The organism is Mesorhizobium sp. WSM4308 (assembly GCF_002294905.1).
Taxonomy (GTDB): Bacteria; Pseudomonadota; Alphaproteobacteria; order Rhizobiales; family Rhizobiaceae; genus Mesorhizobium.
On the sequence record NZ_NSFW01000004.1, the window covers coordinates 115,247 to 136,758 of the forward strand.

21 protein-coding genes are annotated in these 21,512 nt (G+C 63.0%); 12 read left to right on the forward strand and 9 right to left on the reverse strand.

Going from position 1 to position 21,512, the window contains the following annotated elements:
* Positions 1-203: 203 nt before the first annotated feature.
* Complete coding sequence (locus tag CK227_RS08615) at positions 204-1,757, reverse strand: heme peroxidase family protein (RefSeq protein WP_179296413.1); 1,554 nt, start codon at positions 1,755-1,757, stop codon at positions 204-206.
* Positions 1,758-2,213: 456 nt separating this feature from the next.
* On the opposite strand from CK227_RS08615, the gene CK227_RS08620 reads away from it, so the two are divergent.
* Both CK227_RS08620 and CK227_RS08625 read left to right on the forward strand, forming a co-directional pair.
* On the forward strand, positions 2,214-3,572 hold the full coding sequence (locus CK227_RS08620) for a YcaO-like family protein (RefSeq protein ID WP_245318108.1): 1,359 nt from the start codon (positions 2,214-2,216) through the stop codon (positions 3,570-3,572).
* A gap of 23 nt (positions 3,573-3,595) precedes the next feature.
* Positions 3,596-5,662: a BTAD domain-containing putative transcriptional regulator gene (locus CK227_RS08625; RefSeq protein WP_095772637.1), complete on the forward strand. Its 2,067-nt coding sequence runs from the start codon at positions 3,596-3,598 to the stop codon at positions 5,660-5,662.
* Here the strand turns inward: CK227_RS08625 and CK227_RS08630 are convergent.
* Both CK227_RS08630 and CK227_RS08635 read right to left on the reverse strand, forming a co-directional pair.
* A complete protein-coding gene (locus tag CK227_RS08630; RefSeq protein WP_095772636.1) occupies positions 5,624-6,025 on the reverse strand; it encodes a hypothetical protein in 402 nt (133 codons plus the stop codon). The genes CK227_RS08625 and CK227_RS08630 overlap by 39 nt on opposite strands.
* Positions 6,026-6,027: 2 nt before the next feature.
* The gene (locus tag CK227_RS08635; RefSeq protein WP_095772635.1) at positions 6,028-7,767 is read right to left on the reverse strand and encodes a peroxidase family protein; all 1,740 of its coding nucleotides are present in this window, start codon (positions 7,765-7,767) and stop codon (positions 6,028-6,030) included.
* A 258-nt stretch (positions 7,768-8,025) separates the two neighbouring features.
* Between CK227_RS08635 and CK227_RS08640 the strand changes: the two genes are divergently transcribed.
* Positions 8,026-8,409, forward strand: a complete 384-nt coding sequence (locus CK227_RS08640) for a VOC family protein (RefSeq protein ID WP_095772634.1) — start codon at positions 8,026-8,028, stop codon at positions 8,407-8,409.
* A gap of 125 nt (positions 8,410-8,534) precedes the next feature.
* A complete protein-coding gene (locus CK227_RS08645) occupies positions 8,535-9,062 on the forward strand; it encodes a GNAT family N-acetyltransferase (protein WP_095772738.1) in 528 nt (175 codons plus the stop codon).
* Positions 9,063-9,080: 18 nt separating this feature from the next.
* Here the strand turns inward: CK227_RS08645 and CK227_RS08650 are convergent, their stop codons facing one another.
* Positions 9,081-10,121, reverse strand: coding sequence for an aminopeptidase (locus CK227_RS08650; protein ID WP_095772633.1), 1,041 nt, complete (start codon positions 10,119-10,121; stop codon positions 9,081-9,083).
* 392 nt (positions 10,122-10,513) lie between these two features.
* On the opposite strand from CK227_RS08650, the gene CK227_RS08655 reads away from it, so the two are divergent.
* From CK227_RS08655 to CK227_RS08670, 4 genes are all read left to right on the forward strand, one after another.
* Entirely contained in the window at positions 10,514-11,074 is a 561-nt protein-coding gene (locus tag CK227_RS08655; protein ID WP_095772632.1) for a rod-binding protein, read from the forward strand.
* Between the two features lie 13 nt (positions 11,075-11,087).
* Positions 11,088-11,513 (forward strand): hypothetical protein, encoded by a 426-nt coding sequence (locus CK227_RS08660; protein ID WP_095772631.1) that lies wholly within the window; start codon positions 11,088-11,090, stop codon positions 11,511-11,513.
* Between the two features lie 27 nt (positions 11,514-11,540).
* Positions 11,541-12,077, forward strand: a complete 537-nt coding sequence (locus tag CK227_RS08665) for a hypothetical protein (protein WP_095772630.1) — start codon at positions 11,541-11,543, stop codon at positions 12,075-12,077.
* A gap of 182 nt (positions 12,078-12,259) precedes the next feature.
* Positions 12,260-12,544, forward strand: a complete 285-nt coding sequence (locus tag CK227_RS08670; RefSeq protein WP_019861010.1) for an SCP2 sterol-binding domain-containing protein — start codon at positions 12,260-12,262, stop codon at positions 12,542-12,544.
* 87 nt (positions 12,545-12,631) lie between these two features.
* Here the strand turns inward: CK227_RS08670 and CK227_RS08675 are convergent, their stop codons facing one another.
* Positions 12,632-13,201, reverse strand: coding sequence for an N-acetyltransferase (locus tag CK227_RS08675; protein WP_095772629.1), 570 nt, complete (start codon positions 13,199-13,201; stop codon positions 12,632-12,634).
* 152 nt (positions 13,202-13,353) lie between these two features.
* Entirely contained in the window at positions 13,354-14,487 is a 1,134-nt protein-coding gene (gene odc2 / locus CK227_RS08680; RefSeq protein WP_095772628.1) for an ornithine/lysine decarboxylase, read from the reverse strand.
* A 541-nt stretch (positions 14,488-15,028) separates the two neighbouring features.
* On the opposite strand from odc2, the gene CK227_RS08685 reads away from it, so the two are divergent.
* The 4 genes from CK227_RS08685 (at position 15,029) to CK227_RS08700 (ending at position 19,190) form a co-directional block, all read left to right on the forward strand.
* The gene (locus CK227_RS08685; RefSeq protein WP_095772627.1) at positions 15,029-16,225 is read left to right on the forward strand and encodes an amidase; all 1,197 of its coding nucleotides are present in this window, start codon (positions 15,029-15,031) and stop codon (positions 16,223-16,225) included.
* 3 nt (positions 16,226-16,228) lie between these two features.
* Positions 16,229-17,128: a LysR family transcriptional regulator gene (locus CK227_RS08690; protein WP_095772626.1), complete on the forward strand. Its 900-nt coding sequence runs from the start codon at positions 16,229-16,231 to the stop codon at positions 17,126-17,128.
* A 200-nt stretch (positions 17,129-17,328) separates the two neighbouring features.
* A complete protein-coding gene (locus tag CK227_RS08695; protein ID WP_095772625.1) occupies positions 17,329-17,997 on the forward strand; it encodes a DUF1007 family protein in 669 nt (222 codons plus the stop codon).
* Positions 17,994-19,190: a nickel/cobalt transporter gene (locus CK227_RS08700; RefSeq protein ID WP_095772624.1), complete on the forward strand. Its 1,197-nt coding sequence runs from the start codon at positions 17,994-17,996 to the stop codon at positions 19,188-19,190. The genes CK227_RS08695 and CK227_RS08700 overlap by 4 nt, the downstream gene beginning before the upstream one ends.
* A gap of 41 nt (positions 19,191-19,231) precedes the next feature.
* Here CK227_RS08700 and denD read toward each other — a convergent pair whose 3' ends face one another.
* The 3 genes from denD to CK227_RS08715 all read right to left on the reverse strand — a co-directional run bounded on the left by denD (position 19,232) and on the right by CK227_RS08715 (position 21,494).
* On the reverse strand, positions 19,232-20,209 hold the full coding sequence (gene denD / locus CK227_RS08705; RefSeq protein ID WP_095772623.1) for a D-erythronate dehydrogenase: 978 nt from the start codon (positions 20,207-20,209) through the stop codon (positions 19,232-19,234).
* Between the two features lie 12 nt (positions 20,210-20,221).
* Positions 20,222-20,434 (reverse strand): hypothetical protein, encoded by a 213-nt coding sequence (locus CK227_RS08710; RefSeq protein WP_081295203.1) that lies wholly within the window; start codon positions 20,432-20,434, stop codon positions 20,222-20,224.
* Between the two features lie 82 nt (positions 20,435-20,516).
* Positions 20,517-21,494: a cation diffusion facilitator family transporter gene (locus tag CK227_RS08715; RefSeq protein ID WP_095772622.1), complete on the reverse strand. Its 978-nt coding sequence runs from the start codon at positions 21,492-21,494 to the stop codon at positions 20,517-20,519.
* Positions 21,495-21,512 lie beyond the last annotated feature (18 nt).

Here is a 21,512-nt window from a genome sequence, read left to right on the forward strand (position 1 = left end):
ATATCCCCTTCGAGTAGTGATTGACCAAATTCGACTAACGCTAAACCTCCGCCAAACTGGAAAGCCGGGCACACCTTTGTCAGGCGCCGGCAGGGGCGGACATCTCAAGAATCTCCGCCCTGCTTCGCCCCCGCCGAATTGTCGAAGATTGTCACGACATATCCGGTCGTCCCCTGACTTCACCCGCTGCCAAGGACTGGTTGTCACCGGTAGTGAAGCGGCGGCCCCATGCCGAGCCCGTAGGAGACCAGGTCCTTCAGTCTGAAGCCTGCCCCGCTCACAGGCTTCCACAAAGGATCGAGCGACAGGTAAGACCTGCCGTCGCCAAACAGCAATCCGAGGAAGACCTCCGCCACAATCCGGCCGCCCACCGGTCCAAGCTGCGGCGTGGAACGTGTGCCGCCGCCTGTAATCGGGATAGCCATGTTGGTCTTGTGTGTTGCCGCTTCGGCAAGGACATAGGTCCAAAGTGGGCAGTTGTCGGCGAAGGCCTTGCCGTCGCCACCCTTGGCTGTGACGGCATCGATGATCGGGCCTACGACATCACCATCCTCGGGAGCGTCCACAGCCTTGCCGATTATGATGTCCGGATCGGCCAGGGGCTCGATGGCCATGGCACGTGCGACGCTCTGGCCGGACGGCAGGCCGAGTAGCCAGCCCCGCAAGAGATTGCGCTCGCCGAGGGAGACCGGCGGATCACCCGCCACGGCTTTCGGCAGATCGTGCAGGAAACCGACGAGGGATGTGTCGATCCTGTAGGCAAATTGCAGCCGACGCACGTTGGCAGGATCTCCAGTCTCGGGATCCGATCCGCCTGCGCGCTTGTCAATGTCGATAAATCGACCCCAGTCCAGGGCGCGACCCGGCTTCATCGTCTGGAAGCCGGTAAGCGCCTCCTCATGCGGCTTGCCGGCGCGTGGGAAGATCGGCAGCAGCTTGTCGTCGTTCAGCCGATAACCGGGCCTTACCATCGAATGGCCAAGCCTGTAGGCGGCGACCGAAAACTCGACTGGCATGAACGGCAGGTTGCGCCAGTGATAGTACCGCAATCGCTTTTGATCGAAGCGGCCGTCCGTCTTGAGTGCGTCAAGGATCGGTTGCGAAACGACCCTGGCGAGGAAGTCATTGACGACAACATACTGGTAGTGGAAGCGGACGAGCTGCTGGACCGCTTCAAAATCCAGGCCCGGATTGTCATCGACCATCCGGTTGTGCACGTTGAGCATCAGCCCTTGCAGTTGCGAAACCAGACTGTTTTCATCGTTGCGGGGGTCGCCGATGATTGCGCGTCCGGCGAAGCGCGGCAGATCGTGTCCGGGCTGGCCACCGGCTCCTGTCATTGCATCGCCGTGGCGGAAGCGGCCTTCTTTCGTATACATGTAAGGCTGGTCGGCGGGACCCCGGCCATAGACATTATCCAGATTAAAGCTCGGCGTGCGGAAATCCACCAGCCCATCGGGATCCAGCGATTTACGCAAGGTGCTGACGGGATCGAAGGTGATGTCGTGATCAACGAACTGGCCAAAATAGGTATAGAGGGCAGGAATCCCGCTTTCCTCGGCGTCGAGCCCATCTTTCGGCTCGTCAATATCAGCAGACATGGCGGCGCCGAGCGCCTTGAGGTTGCGACGGTTGTCATCGTCGTTTGCCCCGAACGTTGCGGGTGCCAGATTTCGGAACATGCGGCCGAAGCGGCCTTCGAACAACGGCGATCGTGTCGCATCAATGCCACGGGGCGGGGTGCCATGCGCTGCCATTTTTTGATCTCCTGTCTTGTCGAATTTCTGATCCGAGGATGGCCTTGTGTCGACGAAGCCGCTTCGCCCTTCCGAGTGGGCCGCGAGGCACAGGCCGGCCCCATCCGGTCATGGCCCCGCGGCGCCGCTCCCGGGAGGAAACCCGAAATGGGCCTTGTGTCGAAGAAGCCGCTTCGCCCTTCCCAGTGGGCCGCGAGGCACAGACCGGCCCCATCCGGTCATGGCCCCGCGGCGCCGCTCCCGGGAGGAAATGAATTGGCGCCGATTTTCCATCGTCTCGTCCGGTGCGGGTCGTTCAGCTCCGGGGCAGTCGAGATGACGTCTCGGAAACAACCATTAGACCAGCTAGCGTGAAATCAGCGTGAGATGACCGCCATCTTCGGCTCTCGCGTCTTTCAGAGATCGCTTTGCCTTGCCTGCGACGCTTGTTGACCCGATCAAAATCGTGAGGCGAAAGTGGCAGCCAGGAGTGAGAAGGCTTTCTTCAACAGCGAGGATGGTGAATTGACCGCCGCGAATGCGTTTGAACTGGCAGCGCGATTTTGTTCAAAGCCGCAAGATTTGGCACCTGACCAGGCTGCAATGGCACGCGGGTTGCTCACCTCACTTGGGTACTTTGGCTCCCGCGACACAGATCCCGACCCGGTGGTGGTCAACAACCGCCAAGGACTACTGTTGGCCGCAGCGAATTTTGGCAATCTGTTCCGCTTGCACGCCCGCCACGCACCGGGGCTGCACTTTTTTGGTGCGCAGGTACATCGCAGTTGGAGAGATTCGGCCTCACCCACTTCGGCGAGCTTCAGCGGTGTCGGCCTCACCCCGGGGCGCGCATTCGAGGCCTGCATCGGCGAGGGCATCGAATATCATAGCGAATGGCAAGTGCCGCACGGGACGACGCACGGCACGCCAGTAGATGGTGTAAGTCATTGGCAGGACATTCGGCTGGCTGAACACCTCGACGATTTCCAGGTGCAATCCGGTTTCGGTGAAAGTGACCGATGGGTGCCCGTGCGCCGGCTGGACGACGGTCGGCAGGGCTATCTGCCCGAGACACTTTTCATTCGCGGCGCAAACCGAAGCGCCTGGGTAACCAGTTGCGGATGCGCCGCAGGGATAACCCACGAGGCTGCCCTGACCTCGGCGCTGCTGGAAGCAATCGAGCGCGATGCGGCTGCCGCCTGGTGGCGCAGCAGGCGCGGCGGCCGGTTGATCGGACTGGAAGCGCTTGCTGGCGCGGGCGTGCTCGATCTGCTTGCGCGGATAAGGCAGGAGAAGCTCGGCAGATGCACCCAGTTTCTCGACATATCGGGTGAGTTTCCCGCGCCTGTAATCGCGGCGCTATCCTTCGACGCGGATGGTCGCGGCCTGGCAGTCGGGCTGGCTTGCAGGCTGGACGCGGGCAACGCCCTGAGGGCGGCGCTGCTGGAAATGTGCCAGATGGAACTGGCTCTCGATCTGGCGGCAATGAAACGCGCAGAACAGGGGGGTGAGAGGCTCGACGAGGTCGACCGCCTGCAGGCGGAGCGCGCCGAGACCGCTGGCGCAATCGACACGGGCCTCGTCTCACACCTGTCCAGTGGCGTGCTGATGCACAAAAATGATGAAAGGGACTTGAATTTCGTATCCTTGGTTGGCGAAATGCTTAAGAAGCAATACCGCATATACGCAGCGGATCTGACCACGCCGATGTTTGACATTCCCGTCGCCAAAGTCTTCGTCCCAGGGCTGCAGCCATTTCCGTCGCCGTTCCAGTCGCGTCGGCTTCGTTCCCTCATTGACCAGGCCGGCCCGAGCGGCCGCGCCGATCTTATGTAGACGGAGGCAGTTGCGGGACAACGATGATCGGGCACAACTCCCCAACGAGGACTGCGCCGCTGATCAGTGTCACGACGCTTGACAAGGTAGCGCTGAGCCAATTTGGGCGAGACGTCGCCGTGAGAAACCGCAAATCGCGTGCCGTCCTTGCCTATCTTGCACTGAGCCCTCATGGCTTTGAAACCCGCGAGCGCATCTGCGGCTTGCTCTGGAGTGAATCGGACGAAGCACGAGCGAGGGCCTCGCTTAGGCAAACCGTAGTCGATCTCAAGACCTGCCTGGCTGAAGTCGAAGGGGTCTTCCTCGGAGACCGGCTCAACGTGACGCTGAAGCAGTCGCTCGTCACAGTGGATGTGAGTGAGATCAGGCACGAGCTGAAAGCTGGAAGGATTCCGCCCGTCCTTCTGGAGAGGCAACGTGTCGCCGAAAGCTTTCTCAATGGCCTGGACGACATCGACCCCTCGTTTCGCAACTGGGTCCTCGTCCAGCGGCAATGCCTTCAGGACGAATTTATCTCATGTCTGGAAGCGATGGCCAAGGCCGCGGCAGACTGGCCAGCGCTAAAGCGAGCCGGACAAGCCCTGCTCAATCTCGATCCGACCAACGAGATCGGCTGCCGAGCAGTCATGGAAGCGTCGGCTCGGATGGGCGACCAAGCAACGGCCTTGAGGGCCTATAAGGGGCTTTGGGACCTGCTTGAAACAGAGTTCGACAGCGAACCTTCAGCCGCCACGCAGGCACTGGTCAGTGACATCAAGCTCGGTACGATCGGGGCCACGGACAGGGGGGCGGTAACCGCGGTTGCCGCCGAGGCATTCGGGTCCCAGGCGCAACGGCTGCAAGAGCCCGCCGCCGGCGTGCTGCTGTTCGTGCGGGAGTTCGAATTGGTGAGCGGTTCCGTCCGCGCGCGGAACGCCGTGCAAATCTTCCGCAGTGAACTGGTCGCGTCCCTGGTGCGGTTCCGCGACTGGGCGGTAATGGAGTGGGAAGGGCATCCTCCCCGCTTCACCGAGAATGCCTATTGCATCGAGGCGACCGGATTTATCGACGGGCCGGCATTGCGTCTCAGCATGACGCTTAAGCAGCTTGCATCGGGGCGCTACATCTGGAGCGAGCAGTTTGTCATCGAAAACAGCCAGTGGTACCAGACCCAGCAGAGGCTCATCCGCCGCATCGCCGTCGCGCTGGGTGTCAGCATGTCGTCCGAACGGCTGGTTCAGATCGCCAGCATCCCGGACCTGTCGCTGGAGCAGTTCGACCGCTGGCTGAGGGCGCAGGAACTGATCTTTCAGTGGCGCCCGGAGTCAGAGGAGAGGGCCGAGGCTCTGTTCAGATCAATCATCGCGGAGTCACCGCGGTTCGCTGCCGCCTACGCCGGGTTGGCCGGCATCATCAATTCACGGCATCTGATCTTTCCCGGCATCGGCCGGCGACGCGAACGCCACGCAGAAGCGCTGACGTTTGCCAAGCAGGCGACCCAGATCGATCCGATCGATTCGCGAAGCCAACTGCATCTGGCGTGGTCCTACGCCATGAACGGCATCCCGCAGCAGGCGGCCATCAGCTTCCTTCTGGCCTGCGAACTCAATGGCAACGATCCCTGGACCCTGGTCTCCGCGTCTCTCGGGCTTGCCTATTGCGACGATCGCGAGAACGCGCGGCGTATCGCCACTCTGGCGTTGCAGACCGGACTCGGCGTTTCACGCCTGCAATGGAGCTATCAGGCGGGCGTGCGGTTCCTGCTTGGCGACTATGCCGGTTGCGTCGAAGCGGCCGAGCGCGCCGCCGATAGTGTGTCGTACATCGGCGGCTGGAAGGCCGCGGCGCTCGCCTTGCTCGGAAATGAGCAAGCCGCGCATCAAGAGGCCGACCGATTTTTGGCGCAACTGAAGACGACGTGGTTTGGAAATGAGTCACCGGAGCCGGGCAATGTCGGCACATGGCTCATGGACAGCTTTCCGATCTACAGTCCAGACGCCCTCGAGGCGCTGCGCCGAGGGCTAGCCGGGGCCGGCATTGTCGTCAGCCAGATACCTTTGCCAGAGCCCGTTCTATCGGCAGCCCCGAATGGTGTAGTCCGCGATGCGTGAGTAGAAGAAACTGTCGCGGTTGAACGGCACCGTTTCGAGAATGGCATCGAAATAGAATTCCGGAATGCCATAGTCGGCCATGCCGCCTTGTTCGGTCTGGAGCTTCTTTTGCGATTGCGTCACTTGATTGTTGGGCGGTAACCGCAGGAAGAAGACGTGGTCGTATCCCTGAACGATCTGGATTTCCTTATAGCGGTCCGGCACGACGACGAGTCCATCGAGTTGGGCCTTGAACTCGGCCAAGTCGCGCGGACGCGTGCTGGGGTCCTGTGCCCATTGCACCACCTTGCGGCCGGTCGCCTCGAAGTTAAGGGTTCGGATCGGTTCGGGAAAGGCGTCCAAATTGTCGACGGGGTCAGCCATGTTTAAGCTCCAGGAGTTGTAGGCGGGGTGATGAACCGGGGCCAGGCATCGCCCAGATTGAGCGCGCTGGCGACGAAAAGGATCAGGTCGGCCATTGTTCGCGGGATGCCGGTGGGAAACAGTCTGGCGACGAGGTCCTGCGTAATTGGGTCGTCTTCGATCATGGCGCGCGAGGCCGCCAATCTTGCCATGAAGACATCCCCTATAATCACCGATCCGATGGTACCGAAACACAGCCCGTCCTGTTCGATCGCGGCCTCCAACAACAGCCAGAACAGCAAAGGCGGATTTTCTGCCAGCTCAGTCGCCTCGGCCGCGGTGAAGGCAACGGTCGATCCTTGAAGCCAGGATCGAATAGCCTGGTGCCGTTTCCCGGCATCGCCGAGTAACGGCGCGGTCGCGAGAGCGGCCTGAGGCAATTGTTCGATCAAGGCATCGAGCCTTAGCAGGCCACCAATGGTTCCTCGGACCAAATCGCTGAACAAAAGTCCCGACGCATTCGGATCGGGTAGTGCAGCGCTGTCTGCTTCGCTCAACAGCCCCGCTGTGGCGGGGTCAAGTGGCTTTGAATCGGGGCCGACGCACAGGATCGGCATGCTGTAGGCACTCAGCAGCACGTCGTTGACCGTTGGTCCGATCCGCCGACTGAACTGCGGCGTCGAGCCGGCGATCTGGAAGAAATGCGACCAATCGGCGATCCAGTGTTCGGAGACCGGGAATCTGTGCGGGCGTGATGAGGAGCGGTTGAGCAACACGTTCTCCAGCCCTTCGCCTTCCGGATGCTGGTCATTGAAGACATAGGAAAGCCTGACCATGGAATGGCCCAAGCGGTATGCCGCGTGGGAAAACTCAATCGGGATGCCTTGCGGCATGTCGACCAGTGGTCTGAACCCGTTCGCGTTGTAGAGGTCCCATATCGGCTTGGCGATGAGGCGCGGCAGCAAATCATTTTGCAGCACATTCCGGTAAATCGCCGTCGTGACGCGGCGTGTCCGGTCGAAAAGATACGCGCCTGCCGGCAGTTCGACGTCCTTTTTGGGTATTCCGCTGCTGCTCAGTGCACCGGCCACGGCATTGTGCAGGTGCAGGAAAAGCGCCGTCATTTGCGCAATGTTGGCGTTGTCGTCGCTACGCTGGTCTGCGACCAGGACATCCGTCCGACCCCTTTCGACCCCATCGCTCAGATCGGCCTGTTGAAAGCGTGGCAAGTCGCGTATGGCAAAGGGACAGGCGCCCGCGGGAATCGCCATGGCGTTCGGTGACGGCGGTGCCATCGGCCCGGTACGCATGAGCGACCTGACGACTTCACCAGGCTTGGCCACGACATACATGCCAGGGTTCGAGAACGGTCCTCCGCCGTAAAGCACGTCGAGCAGGAGTGCCTCCTCGCGTTCGTTGCGGCGCTCTGCCTCGTGGGCCGCCAACAAGGGACTGAGCGAGGAATTGCGGATAATGTCGTGCGCGGCGAACTGGGCAAGATAGGTGTATCCTGCCGGAATCCGCTCGTTGGTTTTGTTGCCACCTCCGGCGGATGCCACACTCATCCTGCGCAGCAGCTTGGCAAACAGGCACTGAGTGGCCCAAGGTGTCTCCAGGCCATGATAGAGCTTGGCTTCGTCCGCGCCGGCAGCATTGCCGAAGTTGCGAAACTGCACCTGACGCGGATCGACAGTGCCGGCGATGCCTTGAACACCGCCCGACACGGCCAGCCCGGCGGTAGTCGTGCCGCGATGAGCGTTCATTCCGGTTCTCCCCGTCCCTTGGACCGTATTCCATACGTGTCGTGAAACCAGCGTGAAATGCTACTAATTTCGCGGCGCGCGAGGAAAGTTGACGGCCCAAAATCTGCCGGTCAGCAATGCGCCGCATGGTCGCCGTCCGCCGATCCCCGCCAAGCCTGGAAGCTGCCGTACTGTATCTTTGAACGGCGACATAAACAAAGTGCTTCGTGCCCGCTGGTGACCTTGGCCTCGAATCCAAGCTTCGCTAGAGTTCACGACATGCTGAACGCCATTCACCACGTCGCGCTCATCTGCACCGACTACGACCGGTCGCGACGGTTCTACGTCGAACTCCTCGGCCTCGATCTGATCCGGGAGGTCTATCGGGAGGAGCGACAGTCATGGAAGGCCGATCTGCGGATCGGGTCCGTCCAGCTGGAATTGTTCTCCTTCCCCGCCCCAGTGACGAGGCCGTCCTATCCAGAGGCGACGGGCCTGAGGCATCTGGCATTTGCCGTGGCCAATCTTGATCCCGTAATCATTCGCCTGGAAGCCGCAGGCGTCGCCGTTGAGCCGATCCGCGTCGACCCATATACAGATCAACGGTTTACCTTCTTCAGCGACCCGGATGGATTGCCGCTGGAACTCTGCGAAGTCCCATAAGCAACGGTACGCTTTCGCCACCATGCCGGTCGCGGCCTGCCCGCGCCGTTGCATTGGCGCCGCCTCGGGTCGAAAATGCCCCCATGGAAGCAGTCCGATTTCCCAAACTCATGACACCAAGGCTCGTGCTTCGGGCGCCCAGCGAAAGGGATGTCCCGGCATGGTTTGCGCGCGCGACGGATGTCGAATCCGCCTCCCTCGCCGGTGATCCCATTCCCGGCGACATAAGCGCGGGCGAGCGATGGTTGGCCCGCTCGCGTCAGCGGTTCGCCGACGGCAAGGCGATCCAGTGGTCGATGGACCAGACGGGAGTATCGGACGCGATCGGGACGATAACCCTGACCTTCGGCGCAACCGATGCCAAGGCAGCCGCATTGGGATTTGTGCTGGCACGCGCGCATTGGGGGCACGGGCTGGGTAGCGAGGCGGTGCGCGAAGTCCTGCGCTACGCCTTTGAAACCCTGGCGCTTGAACAGGTGACGGCCGAGGCGGCGGCGCGCAATTTCGCGTCGCTGCGGATATTGGCGAAGCTCGGCTTCAGGCATATCGAGAGCTTCATCGATGAGTCCGATGGCGAGCGCTGCGAGCGTTTCGCACTCGACGCGGATATTGGATCGCCACTGTTGGCGAGCAAGGCGACGAGCGACCGCTAGGTCCCGTGCTTGCTCGATTCAATTGCAGGTATTCGCGGCCTTAAGCGCTTCGGCACGGGAGGGTTCGTGCAAATCCGCGATCCGGCGGACAGCAGCGTAGAACCTTGGATAGTCGCCGGAACACAAATCGAACAGATGAAGGAACGCCGGAACCTGTTCACCGTAGACGGCAGTCGCGGCGAGCTTTGCATTGTTGATCGGGGCATCGAACCAGGCATCGTATCCCCGGTATCCGGCCCAGCTTTTGTCGCGCATCTGTCGGTAGCGCATCCGCAGCCTGTCGATCGTGGCTGCCTTGGCAGCCGCCATCTGCTCAGGGGCGCGGGGACTTCCATAGACCTGCCGCAACTCATCCCGCGTTTTCGCGATCAGTCCGAGAAAATCCGCCTGGCGCTTGCGGTTCGTTTCGTAGCGGCGCAACCCGGCGCGATCGCCGGCAGCTCGGAGCCATCTCCTCACACCGCTGGTTTCGACGGAGACCGCGAAAGCCTCGTTGAACGCGGAGTCGTTGTTCACATAGATTTTCTGATGCGCCAGCTCATGAAAGACAAGGCTGGCGATATAGGTGTCGTCCTGACGCAGCATGGTGCTGAGCAGCGGGTCGCTGAACCAGCCCAGCGTGGAGTAGGCGGTGACGCCTGACACATAAACGTCCAGTCCTTGCCGCTGCAGTTCGGCGGCGCTATCAGCCGCTGATTTGCGGGAAAAGTAACCCCGGTACGGAACGCAGCCGAAGACCGGAAAGCACCATGTTATCGGCGTAAGCGAGAATCGCGGCGCGGCAAAAACGGCAAGGGTCACATCGGCCCGGCCGATGTCGACATAGCTGCGATAGCTGCTGTTGTCGGGCAGCGCCAGTTCTTCCGTGGCAAAGCGGCGTATGGCGCTGGCCGACGTCAATTTGGCGCGCAATGCCTCGGGCGTCGAGGGATCACGGATGAGCCTTCCGACATTTTTCCGCGCGGCCATGATCTGCACGTGGCCCTCCACCGACTGCGCGTAGTAGGAAATGCTGGTGCACCCGGCCAGGCCGGACGCCACAATCACAGCGGCAAGCATTCGAAGAACGCGCTTCACTGTTTGCCCACCGCTTGCCCATCTCCCATGCAGCAAATGTCTCGATCCCGTTCTCAAACAGGCGCACCAATTCCCGTCAAGATGTACAGGGGCAGCGGGCCGGACTTTCGACGTTGGCAGGATTGGCGATGCGGCCATTCGCCTACGGCGTGCCGTGTCCCCCTGGCTGTCGTCAGCTTGCGGGCTGCCGCGGTCATTCGAGAACGGCGGCGGATGCCCGCTTCCGGCCCGAAGCCGACACCTCGTCTCCACCCCACATTCCGCGCCCTCCCCTCGCGCAAGCCTGCCACAAGCTTGTTGAGGCATGGTCTGGCCAAGGAAAAACCGGTAAAAGGCGGACTTTCTTGGCGATTTCTCCACCCAGCGACATCGTTATGGATGTCGCCCGAGCTGCCGATCCGATGGATATCGAGGCTGCCCGTGCCGCGCTGACCAGGCGCGCGGGTGGCGCGGCCGGTGCCTTTTCGGTCGACACCTCCGGTTCGCTGGATACCGCGGCGTCGGTCGACGCCGGCTCGATTCTGTCGCGCGCCACGGCTGACAAGGCGGCGGCGACAGCCGATCCGGCCAAGAAATTCAAGAAGTTCGAGGCGATGGTCTTGCAGACCTTCATTCAGAACATGCTGCCCAAGGACACGGAGGGCGTCTATGGCACGGGTCTGGCCGGCGACATGTGGAAGTCGCAGCTCGCCGAGCGCGTTGCCGACGTGATGGCCGAGCGCGGCGGCATCGGCATCGCCAAGTCGCTGCTTGCCGACCACTATATGGACGGCAAGCGCAAGGTGCCGATCGGCCCGGTTTCAAACGGACCGGAAAAGACCGAGATCGATCAGCAGACCCGTCTGTCCAGCTCGCTCGTCCAGGAATTGCAGCGCAAGGCCGCCAGGTCGATGACCGGCGACGAGACAACCATAAAAACAGACATCAAGATCTAGACTGGGAAACACCATGGCCGATTCTTCCGAATTCACTGCCAACCTGCCGGCGCGCACGACCGCGTCGGAGGCTCCGATCCCGTTCGCGCGGCCCGGAAACCTTGCCGCCATCATCGGCCGCATCGAGGAGGTGGTCGAGGAAGAGACCGCCGGCATCCGCAGCGATACCGGCTATGATCTCAAGGCGTCGAACGCCCGCAAGAGCCGCTATCTCTACGAGCTGACCCGCGCCATGAAGGGCGGCAGCGAAGCTGAGTTCCTCGAACAGCACCGCGAGGGCCTGACCCGGCTGCGCCAGAAACTGGCGAAGAACGAGGCGGCGATCCTGGCGCATCTGAGCGCCGTCAATGAGGTCGCCGGCCTGCTGCGCAGCGCCATCCAGCGCGCCGAAACCGACGGCACCTACTCCGCCGCCGAGTTCGGCCGGATGAAAGGTTAGCGCGATGATCTCGGGCTCGGGCTCTGAATGATCAAGATCATCGCCATCGCGGTCTGGGTCTGCGCCGCCACGCTCGGCGCCGTCTTCTATTCGTTCCAGGCAGCCGGTGAACGCGGTGTCGGCGAGAAACCCAAGCCGATGCTGGGCGGGCTGGACTACGTCAAGACCGACGTCATTTCGGTGCCGCTGATCCGCGATTCCAAGATCGGCGGCTATTTCCTGGCCAAGCTCGTCTACACCGTCGAACCGGAGCAGATAAAGAAACTGTCGATTCCAGCCGAAGCGCTCATCACCGACCAGGTCTACAGCTACCTCTACGCCAATCCCCAGATCGACTTCACCAAGAAGGCGACGATCGACCTCGATGCCTTTCGCGCCGCCATCCGCGACACCGTCAATGCCCGCGTCGGCGCGAACCTGGTGCATGAGGTTCTGATCGATCAGGTCAATTTCCTGAGCAAGGACGAGATCCGCGACAACTGGCTACGCCGTCGGCAGGATTCCGACACCGCGGCTGCCGGGACCGTCAAGCCGGCCGAAGCGGACGCGCCGCCAGCCCACTGACCACCGGTGCCCCGACAGGCTTCCTGGTGCGGCGATAGGAACCAGCCTCCAGGATTTGCGTTGACGTAAACGTCAACCAGAAGCTATATGCGGCAGCGACCGTGATCGCCAGAGATGCCGCATGGACTTCGGCCAGACCGAAATGCCCTGCGCGACAGGTGCAACCAGACAGGGAGAACAGCGTGAGCGTTCAGGAGATTGCCGAGAAGATCAAGTCGCGCGTGGCCAGCAGCGGGTTTGATCGTTCCGTGAAGTTCGACACCGGCGGCGACGGCGTCATCGTCATCGACGGCGCAACCGTCTCGAACACCGATGCCCCCACCGACTGCACCATCAAGCTCTCGCTCGACGATCTCGATTCACTGATCGCCGGCGACCTGAACCCGACCATGGCGTTCATGACCGGCAAGATCAAAGTCGAAGGCGATATGACGGTGGCCATGGCACTCAGCCAGTTGATTGGCTGAACACACACGATTACCCGATCGTCAATGGATCGCAAAACGCCGCCGCTTCAGGCGGCGTTTTGTTTGAGGAATAGCGTGGTCGATTCCTCAGGCGGCCAGTGTCGGCGCCTGGGCCTTCATCTTGCGGCCGCAGGCCTTCAGCGTGCCGAGCACGCCGTCGAGCGCACCGTCCACCAGTTCCAGCGCCAGCAGGCGATGCCGCTCATAGGGGCCCGGCATCGCCAGCCGGCCCGTCTTGTCGGCCGAGAAACCGAAGCGTCCGTAATAGGGCGCATCGCCGACCAGCAGGATCGCCGCGTGACCGAGACGCGCCGCCTCGGCCACGGCGTGGCGCATCAGCGCCGAGCCGATGCCGGCATTCTTGAGTGACGGATCGACGGCGAGCGGGCCAAGCAGCAATGCCGGCGGGCCGCCCTCGCCCAACCTGACATCCCACAGCCGCACCGTGCCGGCGACGCCGCCCGACGCGTCGCGCGCGACGAAAGCCAGGCCTTCCGAGGGCCGGCGGCCACGCCGCAGCTTCTCCGACGATTTTTTCCGCCGCATCGGCCCCATGGCACGATCGAGCAAGGCTTCGCGTGCCGCTACGTCGGCGACGGTTTCGGCGACCATGGAGAAGGCCGGCGCATGAGCTACGATTTCAACTGACATTTCCATTTCCGCAATCCCTGGCAAGCGGAGATCTGTTCCACAAGCGAGCCCGGGCGGGTGGCAAGCGCCCACCTGGGATGATCTGATCGGCTCTCAGCGCATTTTCAGGCGAAGTGGTATCCGGTTCGCCGTCCGAAAATGCGCCAAATAAAGAACCGTCAGATCACGTAGGATCGGAGAGGCTCGAAGCCGTTGAAGGCGACCGCCGAGTAGGTGGTCGTGTAGGCACCGGTGCCTTCGATCAGCACCTCATCGCCGATCGTCAGCGACAGGGGCAGTGGATACGGCGTCTTCTCGTACATCACGTCGGCCGAATCGCAGGTCGGGCCGGCGAGCACGCAAGGCGCGGTCTCTGAGCCGTCATGGCGGGTGACGAGGGGATAGCGGATCGCCTCGTCCATCGTCTCGGCCAGACCGCCGAACTTGCCGATGTCGAGGAACACCCAGCGCACATTGTCATTGTCGGCCTTCTTCGAGATCAGCACGACTTCCGACTTGATGACGCCGGCATTGCCGACCATGCCACGGCCCGGCTCGATGATGGTTTCGGGAATGGCATTGCCGAAATGCTTGCGCAGCGCCGAGAAGATCGCCTGGCCATAGGCCTGGGCCGCCGGCACGTCACGCAAATAGCGCGTCGGGAAACCGCCGCCCATGTTGACCATCTTCAAGACGATGCCTTCCTCGGCCAGCGTCGCGAACACCTTCTTGGCGTCGGCCAGCGCACGGTCCCAGGCGGTCAGGTCGGTCTGCTGCGAGCCGACGTGGAACGACACGCCATAGGCGTCGAGGCCGAGCGCCTTGGCATGGCGCAGCACGTCGACGGCCATGGCGGGCACGCAGCCGAACTTGCGCGACAGCGGCCATTCGGCGCCTTCGCCGTCGGTCAGCACGCGGCAGAACACGCGCGCGCCGGAAGCAACGCGGGCGATCTTCTCGACCTCCTCGACGCAGTCGACCGCGAACAGCCGGATGCCGAGCTGGTAGGCGCGTGCGATGTCACGCTCCTTCTTGATGGTGTTGCCGAAGGAGATGCGGTCCGCGGGCGCACCCGCGTCCATCGCCATCTCGACTTCGGCAACGGAAGCGGTGTCGAAGGACGAGCCCATCGCAGCAAGGAGGCGCAGGATTTCCGGCGCCGGGTTTGCTTTCACCGCATAGTAGATCTTGGAATCGGGCAGCGCCTTCTCGAAGGCGCGGAAATTGTCGCGCACGACATCGAGGTCGACGACGAGGCAAGGGCCGGACGGACGTCGGGTGGCGAGGAAATCGAGGATGCGCTGCGTAGCCATCGGGTTCTCCAAACACGCCTTTCGGCGCGCACAAGGGTGCGGACGCGGGCTGTCGGCCTCGCGAACACGCGGTGGACAAAGGCGGGACGGAAAATCCATGGAACCAGCCGGTGGAGACCCCGGAACCATGAAACGCCGTCTCGCGGCGATGAACCTCGGCCTTGCCCGGCTTCGGTCCGCTTTGTCTGCCTTGGCTTGGATTGGGAGAACCCCGTTCCGCACTGCAGGCAATGAAGGTGTGCCTCTTCAGTAACCCCGGTCTTTGGACAACCGGCAGAGAACCAGAAAGGCCCGCACCGTCGTTGCTTCAAGGTGTCCTCGGTCTGGCGGTTGGCCGCTAAACCGACTGGAGGGGTTGGCTCCAGTTACCTTACCGATTTCCCTCACCATTCGAGGATCGGCGGACACCCACAGGCACGTGCGACTTTGGGCAAGCGCGATATAGGGGCGAAGGATTTCACAATCAATAAAAATCGTATCGCAGGTTGTAAAATTTCTGGCATCGAACAATGTAGGTGCAACCGTATCCGGATATCGAACGATGACAGGCACGCACGGCCCCTACAACGCCTTCCTCGATCTTCGCCAGATACCGGTGGCCCATGCCAACCTCGGCCCGCTCGCCGGCCTGCGGCTGGCTGTCAAGGACATCTACGACGTCGCCGGCTACCGTACCGGCTGCGGCAATTCCAGGAAATTCGCCGAAAGCAATGCCGCCTCGAGCACGGCGCCGGCCGTGCAGACGATTCTGGATGCTGGCGCGCGCTTCGTCGGCAAGACGCAGACCGACGAACTGGCTTTCGCGCTGTTCGGCCAGAACGCGCATTTTCCGTTTCCGGTGAACCCGGCGGCGCCCGACCGCGTCACCGGCGGCTCGTCGTCCGGATCGGCAGCGGCTGTGGCTGGCGGGCTGGCCGACATCGCCACCGGCTCCGACACCGGCGGCTCGATCCGCGCGCCGGCGAGTTTTTGCGGCCTGATCGGGTTGCGCACCACGCATGGCCGCATCGCGCTCGATGGCACCATGAAGCTGGCGCCGAGCTTCGACACGTTCGGCTGGTTCGCCGACGACATCGAGACCTACGAGACCGTCGGCAAGCTACTGCTTGGCCGCGACCCGCACCAGCATTCGCTGGACCGCCCGATATCGCTCACCTGGCTGGACGAGATGGTCGCTCGCCCCGCCCTTGCCGAATATGCCAGGATGAAGGCGCTGGCGGGTGCGGTTTTCGGTACGCCGGCGACCTCGACCACGCGCTTGAGCTCTTCCCCCGATGAACTCTACTGGTGCTTTCGTCGGCTGCAGGCCAGGGAAGCGTGGGGGGTGCATGGCGAATGGATCACCAGCGGCGAACGTGACCTTGGTCCCGGCGTCGAGGAGCGTTTCGGCTTCGGCCGCGCCGTCGATGACCGCACGGCGCAGGCCGAAAAAGTGCGCCGGCTGACCTTCCGCGGTGAACTCAGCGCCCTGCTCGGCAAGCACGGCGTCCTTGTGCTGCCGACCGTGCCGGGTCCGGCGCCCTATGTCGACTCGACGCCGGAGCAGTTCCAGGCCTATCGCGAGCGCGCCCTGCATCTTCTGTGCCTCGCCGGGCTTTCCGGCTTTCCACAGATCACCTTGCCCATCGGCTCGGTCGCCGGCGCACCGTTCGGCCTTTCGCTGCTTGGCCCTTCCGGCAGCGACATTGCCCTGATACGGCTCGGCCGAAAACTTCTCGACGCAGCACAAAAGGCCTGAACCATGGACACACTGACCCGCATGCGCGCCTTCATCGACGTCGTCGAGGCCGAGGGCTTTTCGGCGGCGGCGCGCAAGATCGGCCGCTCCAAGGCGCTGCTGTCGAAATATGTGCGCGAGCTGGAAGACGAACTCGGCGCGCTGCTGCTGAACCGCACGACGCGCCAGTTCTCGATGACCGAGGCCGGCCATACCTATTACCGGCGCGCCTCGGAGATCGTGCGCGAGGTCGACAGCCTGGCGGACGCCGTGCGCGAATCTTCCGGCGACGTGCGCGGCAGGATCAAGGTGTCGGCACCGCGCACCTTTGCCGACGCGCCGATCGGCCAATCGCTGATCGACTTCGCCAAGCAGCACCCCGACATCGTGCTCGACATTCAGCTCGACGACCGCTTCGTCGACCTCGTCGAGGAAGGTTTCGATCTCGCCGTGCGCATCTCACGCCTGGAGAATTCGTCGCTGATCGCGAGACGCCTGGCGCCGTTTTCGATAAAACTCTGCGCTTCTCCCGAACTGATCGCCAAGCATGGCATGCCGACGCGGCCGCAGGATCTCGGCCACATGCCCTGCATCGTCGACACCAATGGCCGCGGGCTGAACAACTGGCCGTTCAAGGGCGACAACAACGATCAGCTGAGCGTCGCCGTGTCAGGTCCGATCGAGGTCAACAGCCCGATGGCGGCGCGCGCCGCCGCCGTGTCGGGACTCGGATTTTGCGTCCTGCCGGATTTCATCGCCGGACCCGATCTTGCCAGCGGCCGGCTGGTGACGGTGCTCGACGACCGCATCCTGTCCGGCGGCGGCATCTTCGCCGTCTACCCGCACCGCCGCTATCTGCCGGCCAAGGTCCGTGTTTTCGTCGACTTCCTGGTGCAGTGGTTCAAGACGCGTGAGGTCGCTTGACCTGTCCAGGGCTTCTGTTGCGTGCGTGTCGTAGTTCCAAAGCCGCCACGCACTTTTGGCTGACACGCTTTGGGTTTGTGCGTGTCATAAATCCCAAAACCGCCACGCACTTTTGGGTGACACGCACCGGCGGTCCCACTTTCGCCCCCTTTCTGGTAACCTTCGGTTCCTCTCCAAGGCCAAGGGAATCGCGACCGGGAATGCAGCTCAAACGGCACGCAATCATACTGGGTTCGGCCCTGGCGGCGACCTTTGCCGCGACGGAGCCGGCTTACGTGCATCCGCACGTCTTCGCCGAGGCACGCCTGGACGTCATCCTGTCCCCGGATCACCAAAGTGTGAAAGCGCTGCGTCATCTCTGGCGCTTCGACGACCTGTTTTCGAGTACCGTGATGATGGAGTTCGACAAGAACTCCGACCTGAAGCTTGACGACAAGGAGCTGAAGGAGGTCGCCGACACCGTTCATGCCTCGCTCGCCGAATTCAACTATTTCCAGCTCGTCACGCAGGACGGCAAGGACGTGGCAATGACGCCACCGCCGCACCTGATGGCCAATTTCGACAACGACCAGTTGATCATCCTGTTCGAGTCCGAGCCGAAGGCGCCGATCAAGCTGACCGGCAAGATCGATATCGGCGTCTACGACCCGACCTTCTACACGGCGATCGACTTCACCGAGGATTCCAACATCACGGTCGAAGGCCTGCCGCCGAACTGCACCAGCAAGGTCGTGCGGCCGGATCCGGACGAAGCGATCAAGGAAAATCAGAAGACCCTGACGGACGCCTTCTTCAACGATCCGACAGGCACCGACATGAGCAAGATCTTCGCCACCAAGCTCGAACTGACCTGTCAGCCAGAAGGATGAAGCCAGTGACGAAACCGTCCCTGCGTTTGGCATTCGGCCTGTTGGCCCTCACCTTTGCCGCGATGCATTTCGCCAACGCCGCGCATGCCCAGTCCTCGCTCGGCATCGGCGTCAATGACGGCATGGCGCCCACCACCGGTCCGTTTGCGCACATCCTGATGTGGATCAACCTGCGGCAACAGGAATTCTACCGCGCGCTGGCGACGGCCATGAAGGCGATGCGCCAGGACAACAGCAAGCTCTGGCTGCTCGTCGGCCTGTCCTTCGCCTATGGCATTTTCCACGCCGCCGGCCCCGGCCACGGCAAGGCTGTCATCTCGTCCTACATGGTGGCCAATGAAGTGGCGCTGCGGCGCGGCATCCTGTTGTCCTTCGTCTCGGCGCTGCTCCAGGGCCTGACGGCGGTCGCCGTGATGGCGGTCGCCTATTTCGTCCTACGCGGCACCGCGATCTCGATGACCGACGCGGCCTGGTTCATGGAGATCATGAGCTTTGTCTTCGTCACCCTGTTCGGCGCCTGGCTGCTGTGGCGCAAGCTCGGCCCGTCCATCCTGCGCCTGTTCGGCAGGGCGCCCGCCTACAGCCTGTCGGCGGCGCACGCGGGTCATTCCCACGCCGGCCATTCGCATGCCGCGCACAGCCATTCGGCGCATGCCCATTCGCGCGCGCCGCATGGGCAAGGCGACCACGACCATGACCATTCGCACGACCATCACGACCACGCCGCGCATGACCACCATCACGACCATGGCGCGCACGATCATGCGCATCATCATGACCATGCGCATCACGATCACGCCGCGGGCGAGGTCTGCGAAACCTGCGGCCACTCGCATGCACCCGATCCGGCGCTGCTTTCGGGCGACCGCTTCGACTGGCGCACGGCCTGGACGGCGGTGGCCGCCGTCGGCATCCGCCCCTGCTCAGGCGCGCTGATCGTGCTGAGCTTCGCGCTGCTCAACGGGCTCTGGCTCGGCGGCCTGCTGTCGGTGCTGGCGATGTCGATCGGAACCGCCATCACCGTCTCGGCGCTGGCGACGCTTGCCGTGACCGCCAAGAACTGGGCTGTGTATTTCGCTGGTGACGGCCGCATGGGCAACCGCATCCATTCGATCGTCGAGATCGGCGGCGCTGCCTTCGTGTTCCTGTTCGGATTGCTGCTGCTGTCGGCGAGCCTGACGGGCAGCGTCTAGGTCTGTCTATCCCATTGAAATGGGACGGGGCCGGCAAACTCCTAACCAGGAATCTTGCCGCCCAACTCATCCTCGATATGGGCTTGGATGATCTCGTCAAAGCTCTTCTCGGCGCTGAAGCCGAGCTCCCGTGACCGCTTCGCCTCGAAGCGGGTCGGCCAGCCCTTGACGATCGCCCAGATCGTCTCGTCCGGCACCTCGCGGATCAGGCCTGCCGTCTTCGGCCCGGCGATGCGCTCCAGCGCCTCGATCTGCTCGCCGACGGTGACGGCGACACCGGGCATCGTCAGGTTGCGACGCGGCCCTACGGCGGCGCCATCGATACCAGCCGCATGGATCAGGAAATTCACCGCCGAGCGCGGGCTGGCATGGGTGTGCACGACCGAGCGCGGCACCGGCAGGATCGCCTCTTGCCCGCTCAAGGGCTCGCGGATGATGCCGGAGAAGAAACCGGAGGCCGCCTTGTTCGGCTTGCCGGGCCGCACGCAGATGGTGGGCAGGCGGATGCCGATGCCGTCGAAGAAGCCGCGCCTGGTATAGTCGGCGAGCAATGCCTCGCTCATCTGCTTCTGCGTGCCGTAGGAGGTCAGCGGCGTCGGATGGAAGTCATCGGGAATGACATCCGGGAACGGTGCGCCGAAGACGGCGATCGACGAGGTGAAGACCACGCGCGGCGCAAAACCCGCCAGCCGGATGGCGTCGAACAGCGCCCGCGTGCCGTCGAGATTGACGCGGTAGCCAAGTTCGAAATTTGCTTCCGCCTCGCCCGACACGATGCCGGCGAGATGAAAGACGACATCGGGGCGCGACGCGACCAGGCTTTCGGCGGCGCCCGCCTCCGCGAGGTCGCCGGTGTGGGTGCCGATGCTGACGCCCTCCATGGCCGGGGCCTGCGGCGGCACGATGTCGTGCAGATCGAGCGCGGTGATCTTCTCGGCTCGCAGCGTGCCGTCCTTGGCCAACCGGGCGATGAGTTTGCGGCCGACCATGCCCGCGGCGCCGGTGATCAGAATGCGCATGTCAAAATTCCCTTACTTGCCCTGATTTTTGCGCTGGCTGCGCGCGCGAAGCCAGAACACGAGAAAAAACGCCAGCACGAAGACAATGCCGAATATGCCGGCGAGCACGGTCGAAAGGCTGCCCAGTGCCAGCATCACGGTCGGCAGGTAGAACGCCGCGATACCGAAAAGGAGCATGATCCACAGCGCGGCGATGGCGGCATTCCTGGTGTCGCGATCCATCATGCCGCACCGGGACAGCAAGCATTCGTAGGACTGGCTTTCAAAGCTGTGGAACTCCTGAGGCAGGGCCGGTTACCGACCGGACCTAGTGATGGTGGCTGTGATGCGCGGTCGCATCATGCTCATGCTCATGCTCATGATCGTGGTCGTCGGCCTCGTCGGCGCATTGGCCGAATTCCGGTTCCACGGTGGCATGGCTGATGCCGTGCTCGCTGGCAAGCCGCTTCTTGACGGCGCTAACCGCCTTGTGCGCATCGACGCCCTCATCGAGGCAGGCGTGCAGCGTCGCCATGTTGCTCGATCCATCGATCGACCAGACATGCATATGGTGCACTTCGCGCACGCCCTGGATCGTGGTTTCCAGGTCCCTTGCGATAAGATCGCGGTCGAGGGTTGGCGGCACGCCTTCGAGCAGCACATGGGCGGCGGCGCGCATCAGCGACCAGGCCGTCGACAGGATCAGCAGCGAGACCAGCACGGAAAGGATCGGGTCGATCGGCGTCCAGCCGGTCGCCAGGATAACCAGCGCCGCCACGATTGCCGCCGCCGAACCGAGCAGGTCGCCCAGCACATGCAGGATGGCGCCGCGCATGTTGAGACTTTCGTGGTCGCCGCCATGCAGCACCAGGAAGGAGCCGATATTGACCAGCAGGCCGAGGATCGCCACCACCAGCATCGGTCCGCCCAGCACCGGCGCCGGTGTGAGCAGGCGCTGCCAGGCCTCGTAGACGATCCACAGCGCGATGACGAAGATGGCGATGCCGTTGGTGTAGGCGACCAGCGTCTTGACCCGGCCGAAGCCATAGGTGAGGCGGACGGTCGCCGGCCGCCCGGCAAGATGGAAGGCATACCAGGCAAGGCCGAGCGCGATGGCGTCGGCAAGCATGTGGCCGGCATCCGCCAGCAGCGCCAGCGAACCGGTGAAGAGACCGCCAAGCGCCTCGGCCACCATGAAGCCCGCCGTCAGGCAGGCGGCGATCAGCACACGCTTCTTGTCGGTCGTGCCATGCACATGGACGGCCGCGCCGCGATCATGGCCGCTATGGTCGTGGGAATTCGCCAATGGCAGCTCCTGTCATGC

Coding starts and splice junctions, on each gene's coding strand:
- CK227_RS08615 (WP_179296413.1), bottom strand. CDS start 1,757: ATGGCAGCGCATGGCACCCCGCCCCGTGGCATTGATGCGACACGATCG.
- CK227_RS08625 (WP_095772637.1), top strand. CDS start 3,596: ATGATCGGGCACAACTCCCCAACGAGGACTGCGCCGCTGATCAGTGTC.
- CK227_RS08630 (WP_095772636.1), bottom strand. CDS start 6,025: ATGGCTGACCCCGTCGACAATTTGGACGCCTTTCCCGAACCGATCCGA.
- CK227_RS08635 (WP_095772635.1), bottom strand. CDS start 7,767: ATGAACGCTCATCGCGGCACGACTACCGCCGGGCTGGCCGTGTCGGGC.
- CK227_RS08640 (WP_095772634.1), top strand. CDS start 8,026: ATGCTGAACGCCATTCACCACGTCGCGCTCATCTGCACCGACTACGAC.
- CK227_RS08650 (WP_095772633.1), bottom strand. CDS start 10,121: ATGCTTGCCGCTGTGATTGTGGCGTCCGGCCTGGCCGGGTGCACCAGC.
- CK227_RS08655 (WP_095772632.1), top strand. CDS start 10,514: ATGGATGTCGCCCGAGCTGCCGATCCGATGGATATCGAGGCTGCCCGT.
- CK227_RS08660 (WP_095772631.1), top strand. CDS start 11,088: ATGGCCGATTCTTCCGAATTCACTGCCAACCTGCCGGCGCGCACGACC.
- CK227_RS08665 (WP_095772630.1), top strand. CDS start 11,541: ATGATCAAGATCATCGCCATCGCGGTCTGGGTCTGCGCCGCCACGCTC.
- CK227_RS08675 (WP_095772629.1), bottom strand. CDS start 13,201: ATGGAAATGTCAGTTGAAATCGTAGCTCATGCGCCGGCCTTCTCCATG.
- odc2 (WP_095772628.1), bottom strand. CDS start 14,487: ATGGCTACGCAGCGCATCCTCGATTTCCTCGCCACCCGACGTCCGTCC.
- CK227_RS08685 (WP_095772627.1), top strand. CDS start 15,029: ATGACAGGCACGCACGGCCCCTACAACGCCTTCCTCGATCTTCGCCAG.
- CK227_RS08690 (WP_095772626.1), top strand. CDS start 16,229: ATGGACACACTGACCCGCATGCGCGCCTTCATCGACGTCGTCGAGGCC.
- CK227_RS08695 (WP_095772625.1), top strand. CDS start 17,329: ATGCAGCTCAAACGGCACGCAATCATACTGGGTTCGGCCCTGGCGGCG.
- CK227_RS08700 (WP_095772624.1), top strand. CDS start 17,994: ATGAAGCCAGTGACGAAACCGTCCCTGCGTTTGGCATTCGGCCTGTTG.
- denD (WP_095772623.1), bottom strand. CDS start 20,209: ATGCGCATTCTGATCACCGGCGCCGCGGGCATGGTCGGCCGCAAACTC.
- CK227_RS08710 (WP_081295203.1), bottom strand. CDS start 20,434: ATGATGGATCGCGACACCAGGAATGCCGCCATCGCCGCGCTGTGGATC.